A 16,632-nucleotide genomic window follows, 5' to 3' on the forward strand; every position below is an offset into this window, starting at 1 on the left:
ACTCACCTCTATTCGTCAGCCAGCCATGTACGAAGCAGATTGACGAATTCGTCGGGTTTCTTTTTCGCCAGACTTTCAAGCTGTTTACGCACTTGACTTTCATTTGTCACACTTTCCATGGTAATAGACGGGAACTCCGTCGGCGTTGGCATGAGTTGCAATTCTTCATCCAACTCTTCTTCCTGCTTACGACGACCGCGTACGATGAGGAAGATTACCCCCGCCAGCAGTGCCAGAACAGCAGCTCCGATGCCCCATAGCCAAGGGTTGGAAGCTGAGAAGAATGTATTCGTGCTCGCAGGCGCTGGAACAGCTTGTGAGAACACTGAAACCTTCTTAGCCAAATCAGCGTCTGTAATAGTAGTACCAGAATTCGCCAAAGATGCTCTTACAATATTAACCAAAATATTTTGAATTGCTGTCTGAGTTGCAGTATCCAACGTTTGCTGACCTGTTGGTGGTTCAACTGCAACATTAATGGTTAAATCTTTTACAGTGTACGGACTTTGGATGATATCCCTTGCAATTCGGTTAACTTCGTAGTTAATCGTACTTGAGCTCTTATCTGAGCTGGTATTGCCGGAATTAGCTCCTCCCGGGTAGCCCGGAACATCCTGTGTTCCTGTTCCTGCAACTCCTCCGGTTTGTCCACTACTGCCCGTATAGCTTTCCTGAATCTGTTGGGCGCTAATTTCAATACCCTTCATTTTCGTTTGATCAACAGGTGTGACCATTTGTTCTTTTGATGTGACTTTGTCGAAATTTAGCTGAGACATAACCAGCACGTTTACCTTGTCGTCTCCAACAATTTTCGACAAAAATTGTTGGACATTATTCCTTACATCGCTCTCAAACTTCTTCTGTAGAGCCATGTTTTCCTGAACACCACTAGTGAGCCCACCTTGGCCGCCCTTGGCCGTTGGAATCAACTCATATTCCTTATTGGTGATCGTAATGTTTTCCACTGGCAGATTCGGCACGGCCGTTTTTACCAGATTAAAGTATCCGTCGATCGCTTGCTGATTTGGAGTAAAGCCAGGCTCGAATTCCATTTGAATCGAAGCGGAGGCTTTGTCCTTTTCTTCAAGTCCGGCAAAAATGTTTTCCTTTGGCATATTAATGACAGCTTTGGAGCTTTGGACACCATCCATCCGTTCCAACAATTGCTGTATTTCGCCGTTCAATGCATTATTGTACTTCACATTGAACTCGTTCTCCGTCATACCAATCGCAGAGGAGGACTGGTCAAAAGCGCTCATGCCGATTGAACCCTTCTGAATCAGGCCTTGAGACCCAACATCTACCTTCGCCTTATCCGCATTAGCAGTTGGGACTGAGATTTGTGTCCCACCAGCATTAAGTTGGTACGGTATACCCGCAGAATCGAGATATTTAATGACTCCGGCAGCATCGTTAGCATTTAAATCTCGGAAAGCCACTTCATACTCGGTTTTGGTAAACTGCATCGTTAGCACTACAACGGCGATAATGATGAATGCTAATGTCGAAACAAGTAATATTTTCTGTTTTTTGCTGAAATTATTCCAATACCCGGAAATCTTATCCCGATATTGGGCGATTCTCTCGTTCACTCCGTCACCCCATCCGAAACTTTGCTAAACCCTCTTTACATCTGTGTACGCATGATCTCCTGATAGGCTTCGATCGCTTTGTTTCGGACCTGTGTAGTAAGCTGCAGGGAAAGCAGCGCTTGTTGGGAAGTGATCATGACCTGATCTACATCAACTTTGCCTGCCATGAATTGGTCGGACATCTGGTGCGTAGCGACTTCCTGCTGCCCTACTTCATTGAGAGCATCCTTTAGGAAGGAACCAAAATCCTTCAAGGATTCGGAAGGCGTCGCTTTCGTCAACTCATTGTTAGGCGATTGAATCTGCTGTATTGCCGGTGTCTGTACATTAAACATGGCGTTCTGAATCATGTTTTACTCTCCCTATTAAGTAGTTAGTAGTCCTAGAACTTAGCGACCGATTTCAAGCGCTTTGGAAACCATAGCTTTTGATGCATTCAGAGCTGTTACATTGGCTTCGTATGAGCGTGTTGCGGAAATCATGTCGACCATTTCTTTCATAATGTCTACATTAGGCATATATACATAGCCATCTTTATCAGCGTCCGGGTGACCCGGATTGTACACAGGCTTTAAAGGTGACTGATCTTCCTGAATTTGCGAAACCTTAACGCCAGCAGCGCTTGTGCTACTTCCTTCCATTTGAGCCTTCAAAACATCGGCAAAGCCAGATTGGTTCGGCTCCAAAACAACCGTTTTTCTCCGATATGGAACTGCTTGTCCATTCTCTACTTTCGCCCGAGTTGTCTCTGCGTTGGCAATGTTGCTAGATATAACGTCCATCCGCAACCGTTGGGCCGTAAGAGCAGATGCACTAATATCAAAGCCGTTGTTAATCTTCACCTAGTCCTATCTCCCTTCTACCGCTGTTCTCATCATCTTGATGCGCTCATTAATTTCTTGGATGTAGGTATTATATCTTAGTTGATTTTCAGCCATAAGACTCATTTCTCTGTCGATATCTACGTTGTTCATATTGTTATTCATGACTGAGTACCCATCTTTGGTGACCGTGGCATCTGGAATGGAGTTCACAGGTCCTATTTGAAAATGTCTTGAATTGGTTACTTTTCCACGTAGTGGTGTGACATCACCGTCCATTTGCTGCTGAAGCAGTTCTTCAAATGAAACCTCCGAACGCTTAAAATACGGGGTATCCGCATTGGATATATTGTCGGCCATCACACGTTGTCTCGTATTTGCCGCCTGTACACCTGCCTGAAGCTTTTGAAAGCTCATATCACCCAGCAGATTCATTTAGCTCCTCCCTCCCAGCGTCTACTCCAAAGTAAGATTCAATAAAACAAGATTTTTCACTTTTTTTCGACAATAAAATTTCATAATTATACATTTCTTTTAGGTCTTAAGTAGAAAATAATAACTTTCTGTCATATATTCTAAGTTTCGTAGAGTTGGGACCTAATTACAATAAGAAAAAAGCCCTATCTTTTTTAAAAAAGAGGGCTTTAGATGCATAAAATGTTAAATTTTTCAGGTTTATTTCAAGAAAATGAATGTTTTCTTAGCACTTTACACCTGTAAAAGATTATACGTCCTACTTTTGGAATAGACAGAAAAATCATCAACTTGACCATTATCTAGGTCTAAACGACGGTGCAAGATAGTGTTATTCTGGACCTCACACCCTATTTTTAGAAACCTTATTCATAAAATATACTGACTAAGGTCCCTGTTTTGGGCAATATCTCCCAGCTTCTCACGTACATATTCCGGGGTAATGATCATACGATCCAATGTAAGCTCTGGTGCTTCAAACGACAGATCCTCCAGCAGCTTTTCTAGAATGGTATGCAAACGACGTGCACCAATATTTTCGGTGTTGCGATTTACAGACTCAGCAATGCTGGCAATCTCACGGATCGCTTCCGCAGAAAATTCGAGTTCAATTTCCTCAGTACGGAGTAGATCAGTGTATTGCTTGGTCAGCGCATTTTTAGGCTCCGTCAGTATCGACACAAACTCATCCAAAGTCAGGCTACTTAATTCCACACGGATTGGAAAACGACCCTGAAGCTCAGGGATCAGGTCAGATGGTTTTGCAACATGAAAAGCTCCTGCAGCAATAAACAGAATGTAATCTGTTCTTACCGGACCGTATTTGGTCATGATGGTAGATCCCTCGACAATAGGTAAAATATCGCGCTGGACGCCTTCTCTCGACACATCGGGGCCGCTACCCTTACCCTGGCTGGCAATCTTATCTATTTCATCAATAAAAATAATACCGGATTGCTCAGCACGCTTCACAGACTCCTGAATCACATCATCCATATCGATCAATTTGGCGGCCTCATCTTGAATCAACACCTTGCGAGCTTCCTTGACTGGTAGCTTGCGCTTCTTCGTCCGCTTGGGCAGAAAACTTCCGAACATCTCCTGCATATTCATACCCATTTGTTCATTCCCTTGCCCAGCAAACATATCGAGCATATTGGGTGCAGTATCCTCCACATCAATCTCTATGACATCATCCTCAAGCTTACCGGATAACAGATCGAATTTAACCTTACGGCGCTTTTCTGCCAAAGATCCATCCTGTTGTGGTGGTTCTTCTTCTACCGAAGTTCCCGTGTTATTGCCAAATAGCATTTCAAAGGGATTACGTTGCGATTTGTTTGACTTTTCTGCAGGTACAAGAATGCTGACAATCCGTTCATTTGCCATGTCCTCCGCTTTGTCCTTCACATTCTCTGTTCGTTCCGTCTTAACGATGCGAATAGAGGTTTCCATCAGATCACGCACCATGGATTCCACATCACGACCGACGTAACCCACTTCTGTAAATTTGGTCGCCTCTACCTTGACAAAAGGAGCTCCCACGAGCCGTGCAAGTCTACGTGCAATTTCAGTTTTACCCACACCTGTCGGTCCGATCATCAAAATATTTTTAGGCACAATTTCATCCCGGATATCATCCGGCAGCTTACTACGCCGATAGCGGTTGCGCAAGGCAACAGCAACAGATTTTTTAGCTTGCTTTTGTCCGACAATATACTTATCCAGCTCGGATACCACTTGTCTGGGCGTCAACGATTGATTATTCATTTTGCACTCCTCCACCCTTGAATACTCAGAGCCGATTTACAGTTCTTCCACGATAATCTGATTGTTCGTATACACACATATTTCCGAAGCAACCTCTAGCGCTTCCCGTGCCATGTCCTTTGCTTCCATGCCAGAGCCATGGCGTTTGAAAGCACGGGCAGCCGCCAATGCAAAATTACCACCTGAGCCAATCGCAAGCACATCATCATCCGGCTCTATAATTTCGCCGCCTCCAGAAATGAGCAGCATTCCGGATGAGTCCATCACAATCATGAGCGCTTCCAGCTTGCGCAGGATACGATCCTGACGCCAGTCCTTGGCCAGTTCCACGGCTGCTCTTTGAAGATTTCCGTGGTGTTCCTCCAGCTTATTTTCAAACTTTTCAAATAACGTGATAGCATCGGCCACCGAACCCGCAAATCCCGCAACGACCTGACCACGATACAATCTGCGCACTTTTTTAGCCGTCTGCTTCATTACAACACTGTTGCCGAACGTTACCTGTCCATCACCCGCAATAGCTCCTTTGCCATTGTGGCGTACAGCGCAGATGGTGGTAGCATGAAAGGACATATCCATAACGCGCTCCTCCTTTTCCTTCATCCTTATGCCTGTACTTCAGCTGACATAACTCCCGTTTCGTTGATATAACCGCGCAAACTTTCCAGCGCGCGATTAGCGAGAGCTTCATTCTTTTCCTTTTTGTTACGAATCCGTTTCTCCAACTTTGGAAGCAAACCAAAGTTTGCATTCATCGGTTGAAAATGCTTAAAATCAGCGGTCGTAATATACCGTGCCATGCTGCCTAATGTCGTTTCCGCAGGAAATACAAACATTTCCTGTCCACGCGCTGCTCGTGCCGCATTCATCCCGGCCAGCAGACCAGAAGCCGCTGACTCCACATATCCCTCTACACCGGTCATTTGTCCGGCGAAGAACAGATTGCTTCTTCCTTTGAACTGATAAGTTGGATGAAGTTGCTGCGGAGAATTAATAAAGGTATTGCGATGCATCACACCGTAACGTACAAACTCTGCCTCTTCAAGACCCGGAATCATTGAAAATACACGCTTTTGCTCCCCCCATTTGAGATGAGTCTGGAAACCAACCAGATTATACAGCGTTCCTGCGGCGTTGTCCTGCCGAAGCTGAACAACTGCGTGGGGCAGTTCACCTGTATGTGGATTTACGAGGCCCACAGGTTTCATCGGTCCGAACAATGCCGTTTGTTTCCCGCGTTGCATCATCACTTCGATGGGCATACAGCCTTCGAAATAAATTTCTTTTTCGAATTCCTTGACTTGCGCTACCTCAGCCGTAATCAGAGCCTCATAAAAAGCATCAAATTCCGCTTCGTTCATCGGACAATTCAAGTACGCTGCTTCTCCCTTATCATAACGGGAAGCCAGATAAACCTTGCTCATGTCGATAGAGTCCTTTTCTACAATCGGGGCTGCCGCATCGTAAAAATAAAAATACTCTTCTCCCATCAGCGATTTAATTTGTTCCGACAAAGCCGGAGAAGTTAAAGGCCCCGTCGCAATGACCACAATACCGTCCTGTGGGATTTCCTGAAGCTCTTCATTAACAACCTCGATCAAGGGATGTTGATGAAGCGTATCAGTAATATGACCGGAAAATCCGTCACGATCCACTGCCAATGCACCGCCAGCCGGAACAGCATGACGATCTGCTGCACTCAGAATCAAGGAGTTTAGTATTCTCATCTCTTCCTTCAGTACGCCTACTGCATTCGTTAGGCCGTTTGCCCGCAAGGAATTACTGCATACCAGTTCGGCAAATTTATCTGTATGATGTGCTGGTGTTTTTACAACCGGCCGCATTTCATATAACTTGACTGGCACTCCACGGCTTGCAATTTGCCAGGCAGCTTCGCTGCCCGCCAAACCTGCTCCGATGACCGTTACCTTTTGTAGTTCACTCACGTTTAAATCCCCCTGCTATTGTTGTTCTTAAGAAGTCTCTACGCTCTCATCGCTCTCTTCCAGCATTTCGCTGTGATCGCAGACAGTACAGTTGAGCTTCGTTCCTTGTTTTGTACGTTTTTCGACCATTAGGCTACTGCAACTTGGGCAAGGCTTAATGGACGGTTTATCCCAGGAAACAAAATCACATTCCGGGTAGCGGTCACATCCATAGAAGATACGTCCTTTTTTACTCCGTCGTTCGACGACATGGCCCTCACCGCATGTAGGACAATTAATCCCGATATCCTTAACAATTGGCTTTGTGTTACGGCAATCTGGAAAAGCAGAACAGGCCAGAAATTTACCAAATCGGCCAAGCTTATACACCATTTGGCTGCCACACTTATCACAAATGACATCGGATACTTCATCTTTTATTTCAATTTCTTTCATTTCTTCTTCAGCCACTTCAAGTCGCTTCTCGAATGACTCGTAAAAGTCACTCAACACCTTGACCCAATTACCTTCGCCTTCTTCGACGTGGTCAAGATCACCTTCCATATTAGCTGTAAACTCCACATTCAGAATCTCTGGAAAGAACTCCTCCATCTGTTCAATGACCAATTCGCCCAGCTCTGTAGGAAAAAATTTCTTTTCTTCAATAGCAACGTACCCACGTTTCTGAATGGTTTCCAGCGTTGGTGCATACGTACTTGGACGTCCTATACCCAGTTCTTCCAGCGTCTTCACCAGTCGCGCTTCCGTATAACGGGGAGGCGGTTGTGTAAAATGCTGCTTCGGTTCAACCGCTTCTTTTTTTAATTTATCGCCTGGTTGAAGTGGTGGCAGCAGTTTATCTTCTTCGGTTTTACCGTCGTCATTTCCCTCTACATACACTTTCATGAACCCTGGAAAACGAACCTTAGAACCTGCTGCCCGGAATATCGTCTCACCCGCTTCAATATCTACGGACAAAGTATCCATAATAGCAGAAGCCATCTGGCTGGCCATGAAACGTTCCCATACCAATTTGTACAAACGGAACTGATCCCGACTCATAAACGGCTTAACTGTTTCCGGATCGCGTAACGCAGAGGTTGGGCGAATCGCTTCATGCGCATCCTGGGCGTTGGCCGCTTTTTTTGAATATTGACGAGGAGTTTCAGGTACAAAAGCTTCGCCATATTTTTGAATAATTAATTCTTTCGCTTCCTCTTGAGCTGAAGCGGCGATCCGTGTGGAATCCGTACGCATATACGTAATCAGACCCACGGTCCCTTCTTTACCTAAATCCACACCCTCATATAGCTGCTGAGCTACAGACATCGTTTTAGATGCACGGAAGTTGAGCTTCCGAGCCGCCTCCTGCTGCAAGGAACTTGTTGTGAATGGAGGAGAAGGATTGCGTAAACGCTCTTTCTCTTTCACATCGCGCACCTTGTAAGACGATTTGCCGATAGCTTCCAACACTTCTTGTACATCCGCTTCGCTGGAGAGCTCTTTCTTTTCACCGCGTAGCTTATGAAATTTCGCTTCAAAGGTGCTGTCTTTAATAGCTAGTTTAGCTGTAATCGTCCAGTATTCTTCCGGTACAAACTCACTGATCTCGTTTTCCCGGTCCAAAATAATTTTCACCGCAACCGACTGCACACGCCCAGCGGATAGGCCCTTTTTTACCTTTTTCCAGAGCAACGGGCTGATTTTGTAGCCAACAAGTCGATCCAGTATCCGTCGTGCCTGCTGAGCATTGACCAAATCCATATTGATTTTACGGGGTGTTTTAAAAGCATCTTTGACAGCCTGCTTCGTAATTTCATTAAATACAACACGGCAATCTGCTGTATCGTCCAGTTCCAGCGCATGCGCCAGATGCCAGGCAATAGCCTCACCTTCGCGATCCGGGTCAGCCGCCAGATATACTTTTTTTACTTTTTTTCGGGCATCCTTTAATTCTTTTAGAATTGAGCCTTTACCTCGAATGGTAATGTATTTGGGATTAAAATCATTTTCGACCTCTACGCCGATCTGACTCTTCGGTAAATCCCTGATATGACCCATGGAAGCCTTGACGATATATTTGCTGCCTAAGTATTTGCCGATCGTCTTCGCCTTGGAAGGCGATTCCACGATGACGAGTGAATCCGCCATAGGCTCTTCCTCCTCTCAATTACACACATGAATATGATAGACTTCCTGAAATGTGGTGATTTATGACGCGGAGAGCGCTTCACAGATTGGTCATTTTTCCAGATCGCTGTACTTGTTCAGAAAGATTCCATCTGCTCCGCTGCTGCGAGTCATAATGTCAACACATTTCAGGAAGTGGGGAAGGAGTAGGAATCCGCGGCGCGGATGAATGCCATACTGCCCTCCACCTGATGTTTAAAAATGAATTTGTGCATTTACTAACTAAGGATTTTGCAAAAACAACTACTAAATAAGCTTGTATTTTGTGCCCGCTAGCTGGGCGATCCTTTTTTTTATGATTAACGATAACAGAACTGCGTGTAAAAGTCCAAAATCCCATGCCGTAGCATCAAGCAGTTCATCCAGTGTCATGGTTCCCTGTTCGAGCAACAGTATGACACGGTTTTCCTCAGAAGTCTCACTTTCTGGCACTTTGGAGGCCTCCTTCAGATTAAGACTCTGCTCTCTATTGTATGAAGAAACCTCCCTTGTACGCAAATCTGCTTCATACTCCTCAATAATATCCGAAGCTTCAGTGACTGTTTTGGCTCCTTGCTTAATCAAGCTCAGCGTGCCTCTACTCTTCGGTGACGTAATGGGTCCGGGAACAGCAAACACATCTCGATTTGCCTCTAGCGCAGCATCAGCTGTAATCAAGGAGCCGCTTCTTGCATCTGCTTCGACAACGAGCGTTCCCTTCGTTAGGCCAGCTATAATCCGATTACGTTGTGGAAACATTCCCGGATGTGACCTCGTGCCTGGAGGATATTCCGATACGATCAAGCCTTTGCTAGCCATCTCTGCAAATAAAGACGCATTTTGGGGAGGATAAATTTGATCAATCGCTGTTCCCAGTACACCAATCGTGTTTCCTCCCCGGCGCAGGGCTGTTTCGTGACAAATACTGTCAATTCCTCTCGCCAATCCGCTAACTACTGTAATCCCTGCATTACATAATCCCTCTGTTAGTATCTCCGCTGCTCTACGTCCATAAGCGGTGGGAACGCGGGTTCCTACCATGGCTATAGAACATGTATGCAAAAGTGATTTATCCCCTTTTGTATACATTACCCAAGGTGGGTCAACTGTTTCCTTCATTAATAGGGGATAATCCTCATCCACATAAGTTACCGTTCCAATATCACCGGACTGAACTCGCTGATATCGTTCATGCACCCATTCTTCATCGTAACACTGAGCCGCAATTCGTGCCTGAGTAGGGCTTAATCCTATCTCAATCCACTTTTGTTCGCTAAAATACAGTAGCTCATGCAATCGATAGTCACTCGACCAAATACGCTGAATTGTTTTTCTTCCGATTCCCTCTAACTCATGCAAGCCTAACAAAAGCCATCTTTCTTCCAAACTATGGTTCCCCCATTCACGGAAGAGTGAACCCTCCCTTATTTTGTGGCACAATGAATCATTTTGCAAGCGTTTCCCTGACAAGCCTGTCTTAACGCAAAAAAAAGCAACCTTTTCATCCCCTGTTTCAGAAGATAAAAAGGTTGCTTACCTTTCTTTCATTATACACTAGCCTGCGGCAAATTTCGATGCAGTTTTATGGCCTGTATATTTAATGAAGAAACACGATTTAATGTGTCGTACACAAATTCAAAATACCACGTGCTTCCAGCACACTTACCAGTGTCGAGCCCATTTCGGAAGGAGTCGGTGCCACCTTGATCCCACAGGCTTCAAGCGTGGCAATTTTCTCTTTGGCCGTTCCTTTTCCACCAGAAATAATAGCGCCTGCATGCCCCATCCGTTTGCCCGGAGGCGCAGTCACACCGCCGATAAAACCAACCACTGGCTTCGTCATATTGTCCCTGATCCACTCGGCAGCCTCTTCCTCGGCTGTACCACCAATTTCTCCGATCATAATGACAGCGTGAGTGTTGGGGTCCTCATTGAAACGTTGCAAAATGTCAATGAATTCTGAACCTTTAACGGGGTCACCGCCAATACCAACCGCGGAAGATTGTCCTATTCCTCGGGTCGTTAACTGATGCACTGCTTCGTAGGTCAAAGTACCACTACGTGACACAACACCTACATGACCTGGTAGATGAATGTAACCTGGCATAATACCGATTTTACATTCTCCTGGCGTAATAACGCCTGGGCAGTTAGGGCCAATCAGAACGGTCTTTTTACCTTCCATAAAACGTTTGACTCTGATCATATCAAGCACCGGAATGCCCTCCGTGATACAAATCACGAGATCTAGTTCCGCATCTACAGCCTCCAAAATGGAATCTGCTGCAAAAGCCGGTGGCACGTAAATCACGCTCGCTGTTGCGCCAGTAGCTTCCTTGGCTTCGCTTACGGTGTTAAACACTGGCAATTTGACCTGTTGTCCGTTCTCCAGTGTAATTTCTACCTCGGTGCCCCCCTTACCTGGAGAGGTGCCACCTACCATTTGTGTACCGTATTCAAGTGCACCCTTGGCATGAAACAACGCCGTTTTTCCCGTAATCCCCTGTGTAATCACCTTTGTATGCTTATCGACCAAAATACTCACGATCTTCACATCCCCTATCGTTTATTCGGCATATCGGAATGCAAACAGGCTATTGAACAAGTTCGACGATTTTTTGGGCGCCATCCGCCATGGAATCCGCTGCTACGATATTCAAACCGGATTCCGCTAAAATCTGTTTGCCGAGCTCAACATTTGTCCCTTCAAGACGGACAACAAGCGGACGAGTCAGCCCCAACTGTTTGGCAGCCTCCACGACGCCGTTCGCAATGATGTCACACTGCATAATTCCGCCGAAAATGTTCACGAAAATACCTTCTACCTTCGGATCGGACAAAATGATTTTGAACGCTTCGGTTACCTTTTCCGTCGTCGCACCGCCCCCTACGTCCAGGAAGTTGGCCGGATCGCCACCGTAATATTTGATAATATCCATGGTTGCCATCGCCAAGCCCGCACCATTGACCATACAGCCAATATTTCCGTCCAGAGCGATATAGCTTAGATCGTATTTAGATGCCTCAATTTCCTTCTCGTCCTCTTCATCCAAATCACGCAATTCCAAAATATCCTTGTGACGGAACAAAGCATTAGAATCAAAATTCAGTTTGGCATCCAACGCCAGTACATTCCCATCACCCGTAACGACTAAGGGATTGATTTCTGCAATTGAACAGTCCTTGTCCACAAAAGCTTCGTATAGTGCCAGCATAAACTTGACCGCTTTGTTTACCAGTTCATTTGGGATATTAATGTCATACGCCAACTTACGGGCCTGATACACCTGAAGCCCAATCGCTGGATCAACAACCGCTTTAAAAATCTTCTCCGGAGTGGCTGCAGCCACCTCTTCGATTTCCGTACCGCCTTCTTCTGAGGCCATCATTACGATACGTCCAGTCGCACGATCTACGACAACGCCGACGTAATATTCTTTACGAATATCGCAGCCTTCCTCAACCAAAAGGCGTTTGACCTCTTTACCTTCAGGTCCGGTCTGATGCGTCACCAGCACCTTACCCAAAATTTCAGAAGCAAAAGTCCGCACCTCATCCAAACCTTTGGCAACTTTCACGCCACCCGCTTTACCGCGTCCACCAGCATGAATTTGTGCTTTTACCACCGTAACAGCGCTTCCAAGCGATTCTGCCGCAGCAACGGCTTCCTCCACCGTATAGGCAACCTTACCGTTCGGTACAGCCACTCCGTACTGCTTCAATACTTCTTTACCCTGATATTCATGGATATTCATTCTGGAATCCTCCTATCAACATGACTGCAACAAGGGCGGTTCACAAGGAAATCTATACTAAACCTACATCATTGTAACATGTTTTTAAAACGCTTTCCTTATAATTCAACCTCATGAATTACAGTATTTTGATATCATTATCATTCCCAAAATCGAATGTTTGGATATTATTGGATATTCCTTTAATACAAATTCACATAAAAAAAAGCACCTCTACAATATGGGATTACCTAATCCACATTAAGAGGCACTTTAATTCTTCAAGCATTATTAGGTATTTTTTCTTTCAGCTGAGAACAACTCATGCCATAAGATTCGCAAGAGCAACTGAAAATACCTTATGATTTTTCAATTTGTACATTCGCTTGATGAACACGATCGAGCAGATCATTGAACTGGAACAGAAGCGACCCAAATTGATCATGATCCATACTTGTTTTTTCCTGAATGCATCCTGGTACAGACAGAGCTTTTTCCCGTAATGCGCTTCCCTCTGTCGTCAAAGAAATCAGCACCTTACGCTCATCCTGAGTGGAACGCTTTCGATCGATAAGCCCGGCGTTCTGCAATCTCTTCAATAGCGGAGTTAGTGTGCCGGAGTCCAAATATAGTGCCTCCCCCAATTCCTTCACTGTACACTCTTCACGCTCCCAGAGCACGATAAGTACCAAATATTGCGAGTACGTCACACCGAGCTTTTCCAGATAAGGCTGGTATAGCTTCGTAATCTCTCTGGAGCATGCATATATGGCAAAGCATAACTGATTATCAAGTTTCAACGCTGTACCTTCATTAGGATTGTTTTCCATGCTGTCTGATCACCTACTTTCGTCATTATTTTAGCACATTATATAATAAAATACATGCTAATTGCACAAAATACTTTACAAACAATAATTATTTTGATAAATTAAATTGTGTAAAATATAAATTGAGCGAGAGGCAGTGATTGGATTATGATGACCATTCAACAAAAAATGTATGAAACAACAGTAAAAGCGGTTGGTGGACGTAACGGTTATATCGAGTCTTCTTCCCCTGAACTTCGTTTAGATATTGATACCCCAAAAGAAATGGGCGGCGCAGGCGGTGCAGGTACGAATCCAGAGCAATTGTTCGCAGCAGGCTATTCCGCTTGCTTTGACAGTGCCTTAAATATGGTTGCTCGCATGCAACGTGTTAAGCATGAAGGTACTGAAGTAACAGCTACGGTCCATTTCGGCAAAGTGGAAGACGGTGGCTTCGGAATCGGAGTAAACCTCGACGTACTGGTAAAAGGCGTCGATCATGAAACCGCAGTAAAACTGGTGGAAGGCGCGCACGAACAATGTCCATACTCCCGCGCTACTCGCGGTAATATTGAAGTGAAACTGAACGTTTTGTAACTTAGATTTCCTTAAGCTTATGTAGGGTGACGTCTCATCTCTCTTCATGGATTCAATCGTTTCGTTAGAATAAAGTTCACAACAAGCCCCTCAACCGTTTTGGTCGAGGGGTTTATTATCCTTTGAGCTATCCATTCCTTAAAGACTGTTTGTTTTTTTTCCATCAAGTAACATGGAAGATGATGCATAATCGTATATACGAAAATGATATACTCATAGTATAATCACTATTGTCATAATCTTATTTTTCTTCTCCAGGTCTTTTTGCCTGGAGCTTTTTTTTGCTCTTTTTTCCACTTTCTATTGTACATACCCCTTGGAAAAACTCTTTCATAAAGATAATGTGTATAACTACTAAGTTTTATCGCCTTTTTAACTTTCAGGAAAACTGGCATTTGCTCTATCCATGTGGCGGTATTGAATAGCTTCAGCCACATGTGAAGTCAAAATTTTCTCTGAGTCATGTAAGTCTGCAATGGTACGCGAAAGCTTGAGAATTCGATCATACGCACGCATGCTTAAACCGAGTGCGTCCATTGTTTGATCAAGCAACTCCGCTGCATTTTTTTCTAATACAGCATATTTACGAAGCATCTGACCGGACAGCTCACTATTCCATGAAAAGGGAAGCTTGCTATATCTGTGGATTTGTATCGCTTGAGCAGCCAGCACCTGTCTTCGCATTTCAGCGGACGACAATGATTCTTTTTCCTCCCGCCAATCCTTCGGTTGCGATACTTCAAGCTGAAGATCAATCCGATCCAGCAGTGGACCAGAAATACGTGAACGGTAGCGGGCTACTGCTGCAGGTGAACAGGTACAGCGCTGATGTTCCGTGTCATTTCCGAAAAAGCCACAATGACACGGATTTAAAGAGGCAGCAAGTAAGAAATGCGCCGGATACTTAAAAACAGCACGTGAACGACTGATCGTAACATTGTGGTCTTCCAAAGGTTGACGCAGCACTTCTAGTACATGACGGCTAAACTCAGGCAACTCATCCAGAAATAAAATTCCCCGGTGTGCAAGACTGATTTCTCCTGGTTTGGGTATACCTCCCCCACCCACCAAACCAGCAGCAGAGATCGTATGATGAGGCGAACGGAAGGGACGAATATTCATCAGATGAGGCGATGACTCCTTCCACTTCCCGGCAGCGCTGTATACTTTGGTGACTTCAAGCGCCTCCTTTTCAGTCAAAGGCGGAAGGATAGATGGCAACCTGCGGATGAGCATTGTTTTCCCAGCCCCCGGCGGTCCCATAAGCAGGATATTATGCATTCCGGCTGCAGCGATGACTAACGCACGCTTGGCGTGCAACTGACCCAACACATCGCTGTAATCCTCCATGTTGCTAGTTATCCCTTCTTTTTCACACAACGGTATATGCTCTGCTTGAGGTAAATGGTCATAGGAACAGATCATGACTTGTTTACTGGCAGTACAACTCTGATTTGTCGCTGGGCTATCAACAGTGCCTTGTGCACGATCTTCAATCGGAATAAGATCTGCTAGATGACGTATAGCGTAAATACGTATACCCGTAATCAGACGAGCCTCGCTTGCGTTTTCCTGGGGAAGCAGCACGGAGTTGAATCCTTCTCGCTTGGCCAGGTCAACCATGGACAGCACCCCATTTACAGGGCGAATACTGCCATCCAGCGCCAGCTCGCCAATAAACAGCGTCCGTTCTCCCAAGGGTAAAACGACCTGTTCACTGGTTGTCAGCAACCCTAAAGCGATAGCAAGGTCAAAAGATGAACCTTCCTTACGCAAATCAGCAGGAGCTAAATTAATCGTGACACGCTGGGACGGATATTTAAAGCCACAGTTTTTAATTGCTGCTCTGACACGCTCCACTGCCTCTCGAATCGCCGAATCCGGTAATCCTATAATCGCTGTCTGAGGCAAGCCATTGGACAAATCAGTCTCAACTTCGATCAGAACGCCATCTATCCCATATAGACAAGCTCCATGTAATTTTCCATACATATCAAAAAAGCACCTCTCCTCATATTGAAATGTCCCTCTCGGGAATCATTGCCTATATGAAAAAAGGTGCTTCCAAATTTTCATTTATTGCAAATGTGATGTTCGAAATTCTAACTCCGAACCATGCCTTTCAAAATTCTTGACTAAGTTTATCTGACGACAGATTATTTGTCAAACAAGGTCAGCTTATCGGCTGCCGGAGTACGTGGTCTTGATTCTGGGATAACGTCAGGATAGCCTGCATATATCATTCCTATTACCTTCTCACCCGGTTGAATTCCCAAGTGCTCACGGAACTTAGGCGAATACAAAAATGGCTTTGTCACCCAAAACGTTCCAATCCCTTTGCTCCATGCGGCAAGCATAAAGTTTTGTACAAGCGCACTGACCGCTGCAAAATCCTCATCCCAAACCGCTTGACGCGGATCTTCTTCCATCACTACTAAAAGCTGGATCGGGTTGTGCAAAATGCCGCTCTCAAACTTGTTGTCCTTACCGATATCGGCTGCAATGGCTTTTGCAAGCTTTTTCCGTCCTTCACCAGCAAACAACAGAAAACGCCACGGTTCACGCATTTTATGATTAGGAGCCCACACAGCGACGTCGAGCAGTTCTTTGATCGTATCTACCGGAATGGAGTCGGATTTAAATCGTTTAATCGTCCGGCGTTCCTGAATTACATCTATGACATGTTCACTAAAGGTATGCTTTGTCACGTAAATCCTCCTTCACAGGTACAACTTCTCGAT

The 16,632-nt window shown here is 45.1% G+C and carries 15 protein-coding genes; 1 reads left to right on the forward strand and 14 read right to left on the reverse strand.

Translation table 11 applies throughout. The annotated features are described in order from the left end of the window. Positions 1–8: 8 nt before the first annotated feature. The 12 genes from fliF to NLX73_RS07990 form a co-directional block, all read right to left on the reverse strand. A complete protein-coding gene (gene fliF / locus NLX73_RS07935; RefSeq protein WP_013309886.1) occupies positions 9–1,592 on the reverse strand; it encodes a flagellar basal-body MS-ring/collar protein FliF in 1,584 nt (527 codons plus the stop codon). Positions 1,593–1,627: 35 nt separating this feature from the next. Beyond that, on the reverse strand, positions 1,628–1,942 hold the full coding sequence (fliE, locus tag NLX73_RS07940) for a flagellar hook-basal body complex protein FliE (protein ID WP_254325830.1): 315 nt from the start codon (positions 1,940–1,942) through the stop codon (positions 1,628–1,630). A 39-nt stretch (positions 1,943–1,981) separates the two neighbouring features. Continuing rightward, complete coding sequence (flgC, locus tag NLX73_RS07945) at positions 1,982–2,434, reverse strand: flagellar basal body rod protein FlgC (protein WP_013309884.1); 453 nt, start codon at positions 2,432–2,434, stop codon at positions 1,982–1,984. Positions 2,435–2,440: 6 nt separating this feature from the next. Further along, positions 2,441–2,848 carry a flagellar basal body rod protein FlgB gene (flgB, locus tag NLX73_RS07950; RefSeq protein ID WP_013309883.1) on the reverse strand — a complete coding sequence of 136 codons (408 nt, stop codon included), beginning with the start codon at positions 2,846–2,848 and terminating at the stop codon, positions 2,441–2,443. A 408-nt stretch (positions 2,849–3,256) separates the two neighbouring features. Next, positions 3,257–4,657, reverse strand: a complete 1,401-nt coding sequence (gene hslU / locus NLX73_RS07955; RefSeq protein WP_254325831.1) for an ATP-dependent protease ATPase subunit HslU — start codon at positions 4,655–4,657, stop codon at positions 3,257–3,259. A gap of 36 nt (positions 4,658–4,693) precedes the next feature. Further along, positions 4,694–5,236, reverse strand: coding sequence for an ATP-dependent protease subunit HslV (gene hslV / locus NLX73_RS07960; protein ID WP_013309881.1), 543 nt, complete (start codon positions 5,234–5,236; stop codon positions 4,694–4,696). Positions 5,237–5,262: 26 nt separating this feature from the next. Continuing rightward, on the reverse strand, positions 5,263–6,603 hold the full coding sequence (gene trmFO, locus NLX73_RS07965) for an FADH(2)-oxidizing methylenetetrahydrofolate--tRNA-(uracil(54)-C(5))-methyltransferase TrmFO (RefSeq protein WP_250272116.1): 1,341 nt from the start codon (positions 6,601–6,603) through the stop codon (positions 5,263–5,265). Positions 6,604–6,630: 27 nt separating this feature from the next. After that, on the reverse strand, positions 6,631–8,733 hold the full coding sequence (topA, locus tag NLX73_RS07970) for a type I DNA topoisomerase (protein ID WP_061831859.1): 2,103 nt from the start codon (positions 8,731–8,733) through the stop codon (positions 6,631–6,633). A gap of 285 nt (positions 8,734–9,018) precedes the next feature. Beyond that, a complete protein-coding gene (dprA, locus tag NLX73_RS07975; protein WP_254325832.1) occupies positions 9,019–10,137 on the reverse strand; it encodes a DNA-processing protein DprA in 1,119 nt (372 codons plus the stop codon). A gap of 229 nt (positions 10,138–10,366) precedes the next feature. Further along, positions 10,367–11,296, reverse strand: coding sequence for a succinate--CoA ligase subunit alpha (sucD, locus tag NLX73_RS07980; RefSeq protein WP_254325833.1), 930 nt, complete (start codon positions 11,294–11,296; stop codon positions 10,367–10,369). Between the two features lie 49 nt (positions 11,297–11,345). Then, a complete protein-coding gene (gene sucC / locus NLX73_RS07985; protein WP_053325253.1) occupies positions 11,346–12,506 on the reverse strand; it encodes an ADP-forming succinate--CoA ligase subunit beta in 1,161 nt (386 codons plus the stop codon). A gap of 338 nt (positions 12,507–12,844) precedes the next feature. Then, the gene (locus tag NLX73_RS07990; RefSeq protein ID WP_254325834.1) at positions 12,845–13,315 is read right to left on the reverse strand and encodes a MarR family winged helix-turn-helix transcriptional regulator; all 471 of its coding nucleotides are present in this window, start codon (positions 13,313–13,315) and stop codon (positions 12,845–12,847) included. A 147-nt stretch (positions 13,316–13,462) separates the two neighbouring features. Between NLX73_RS07990 and NLX73_RS07995 the strand changes: the two genes are divergently transcribed. Next, entirely contained in the window at positions 13,463–13,891 is a 429-nt protein-coding gene (locus NLX73_RS07995) for an organic hydroperoxide resistance protein (protein ID WP_013309874.1), read from the forward strand. A 372-nt stretch (positions 13,892–14,263) separates the two neighbouring features. Here the strand turns inward: NLX73_RS07995 and NLX73_RS08000 are convergent, their stop codons facing one another. Together NLX73_RS08000 and NLX73_RS08005 are read right to left on the reverse strand one after the other, a co-directional pair. Further along, positions 14,264–15,883 (reverse strand): YifB family Mg chelatase-like AAA ATPase, encoded by a 1,620-nt coding sequence (locus tag NLX73_RS08000; protein ID WP_254325835.1) that lies wholly within the window; start codon positions 15,881–15,883, stop codon positions 14,264–14,266. A 164-nt stretch (positions 15,884–16,047) separates the two neighbouring features. After that, the gene (locus NLX73_RS08005; RefSeq protein ID WP_134904001.1) at positions 16,048–16,599 is read right to left on the reverse strand and encodes a nitroreductase family protein; all 552 of its coding nucleotides are present in this window, start codon (positions 16,597–16,599) and stop codon (positions 16,048–16,050) included. Positions 16,600–16,632: the final 33 nt, after the last annotated feature.

This window comes from Paenibacillus sp. CH40 (genome assembly GCF_024213605.1).
GTDB lineage: Bacteria > Bacillota > Bacilli > Paenibacillales > Paenibacillaceae > Paenibacillus > Paenibacillus polymyxa_B.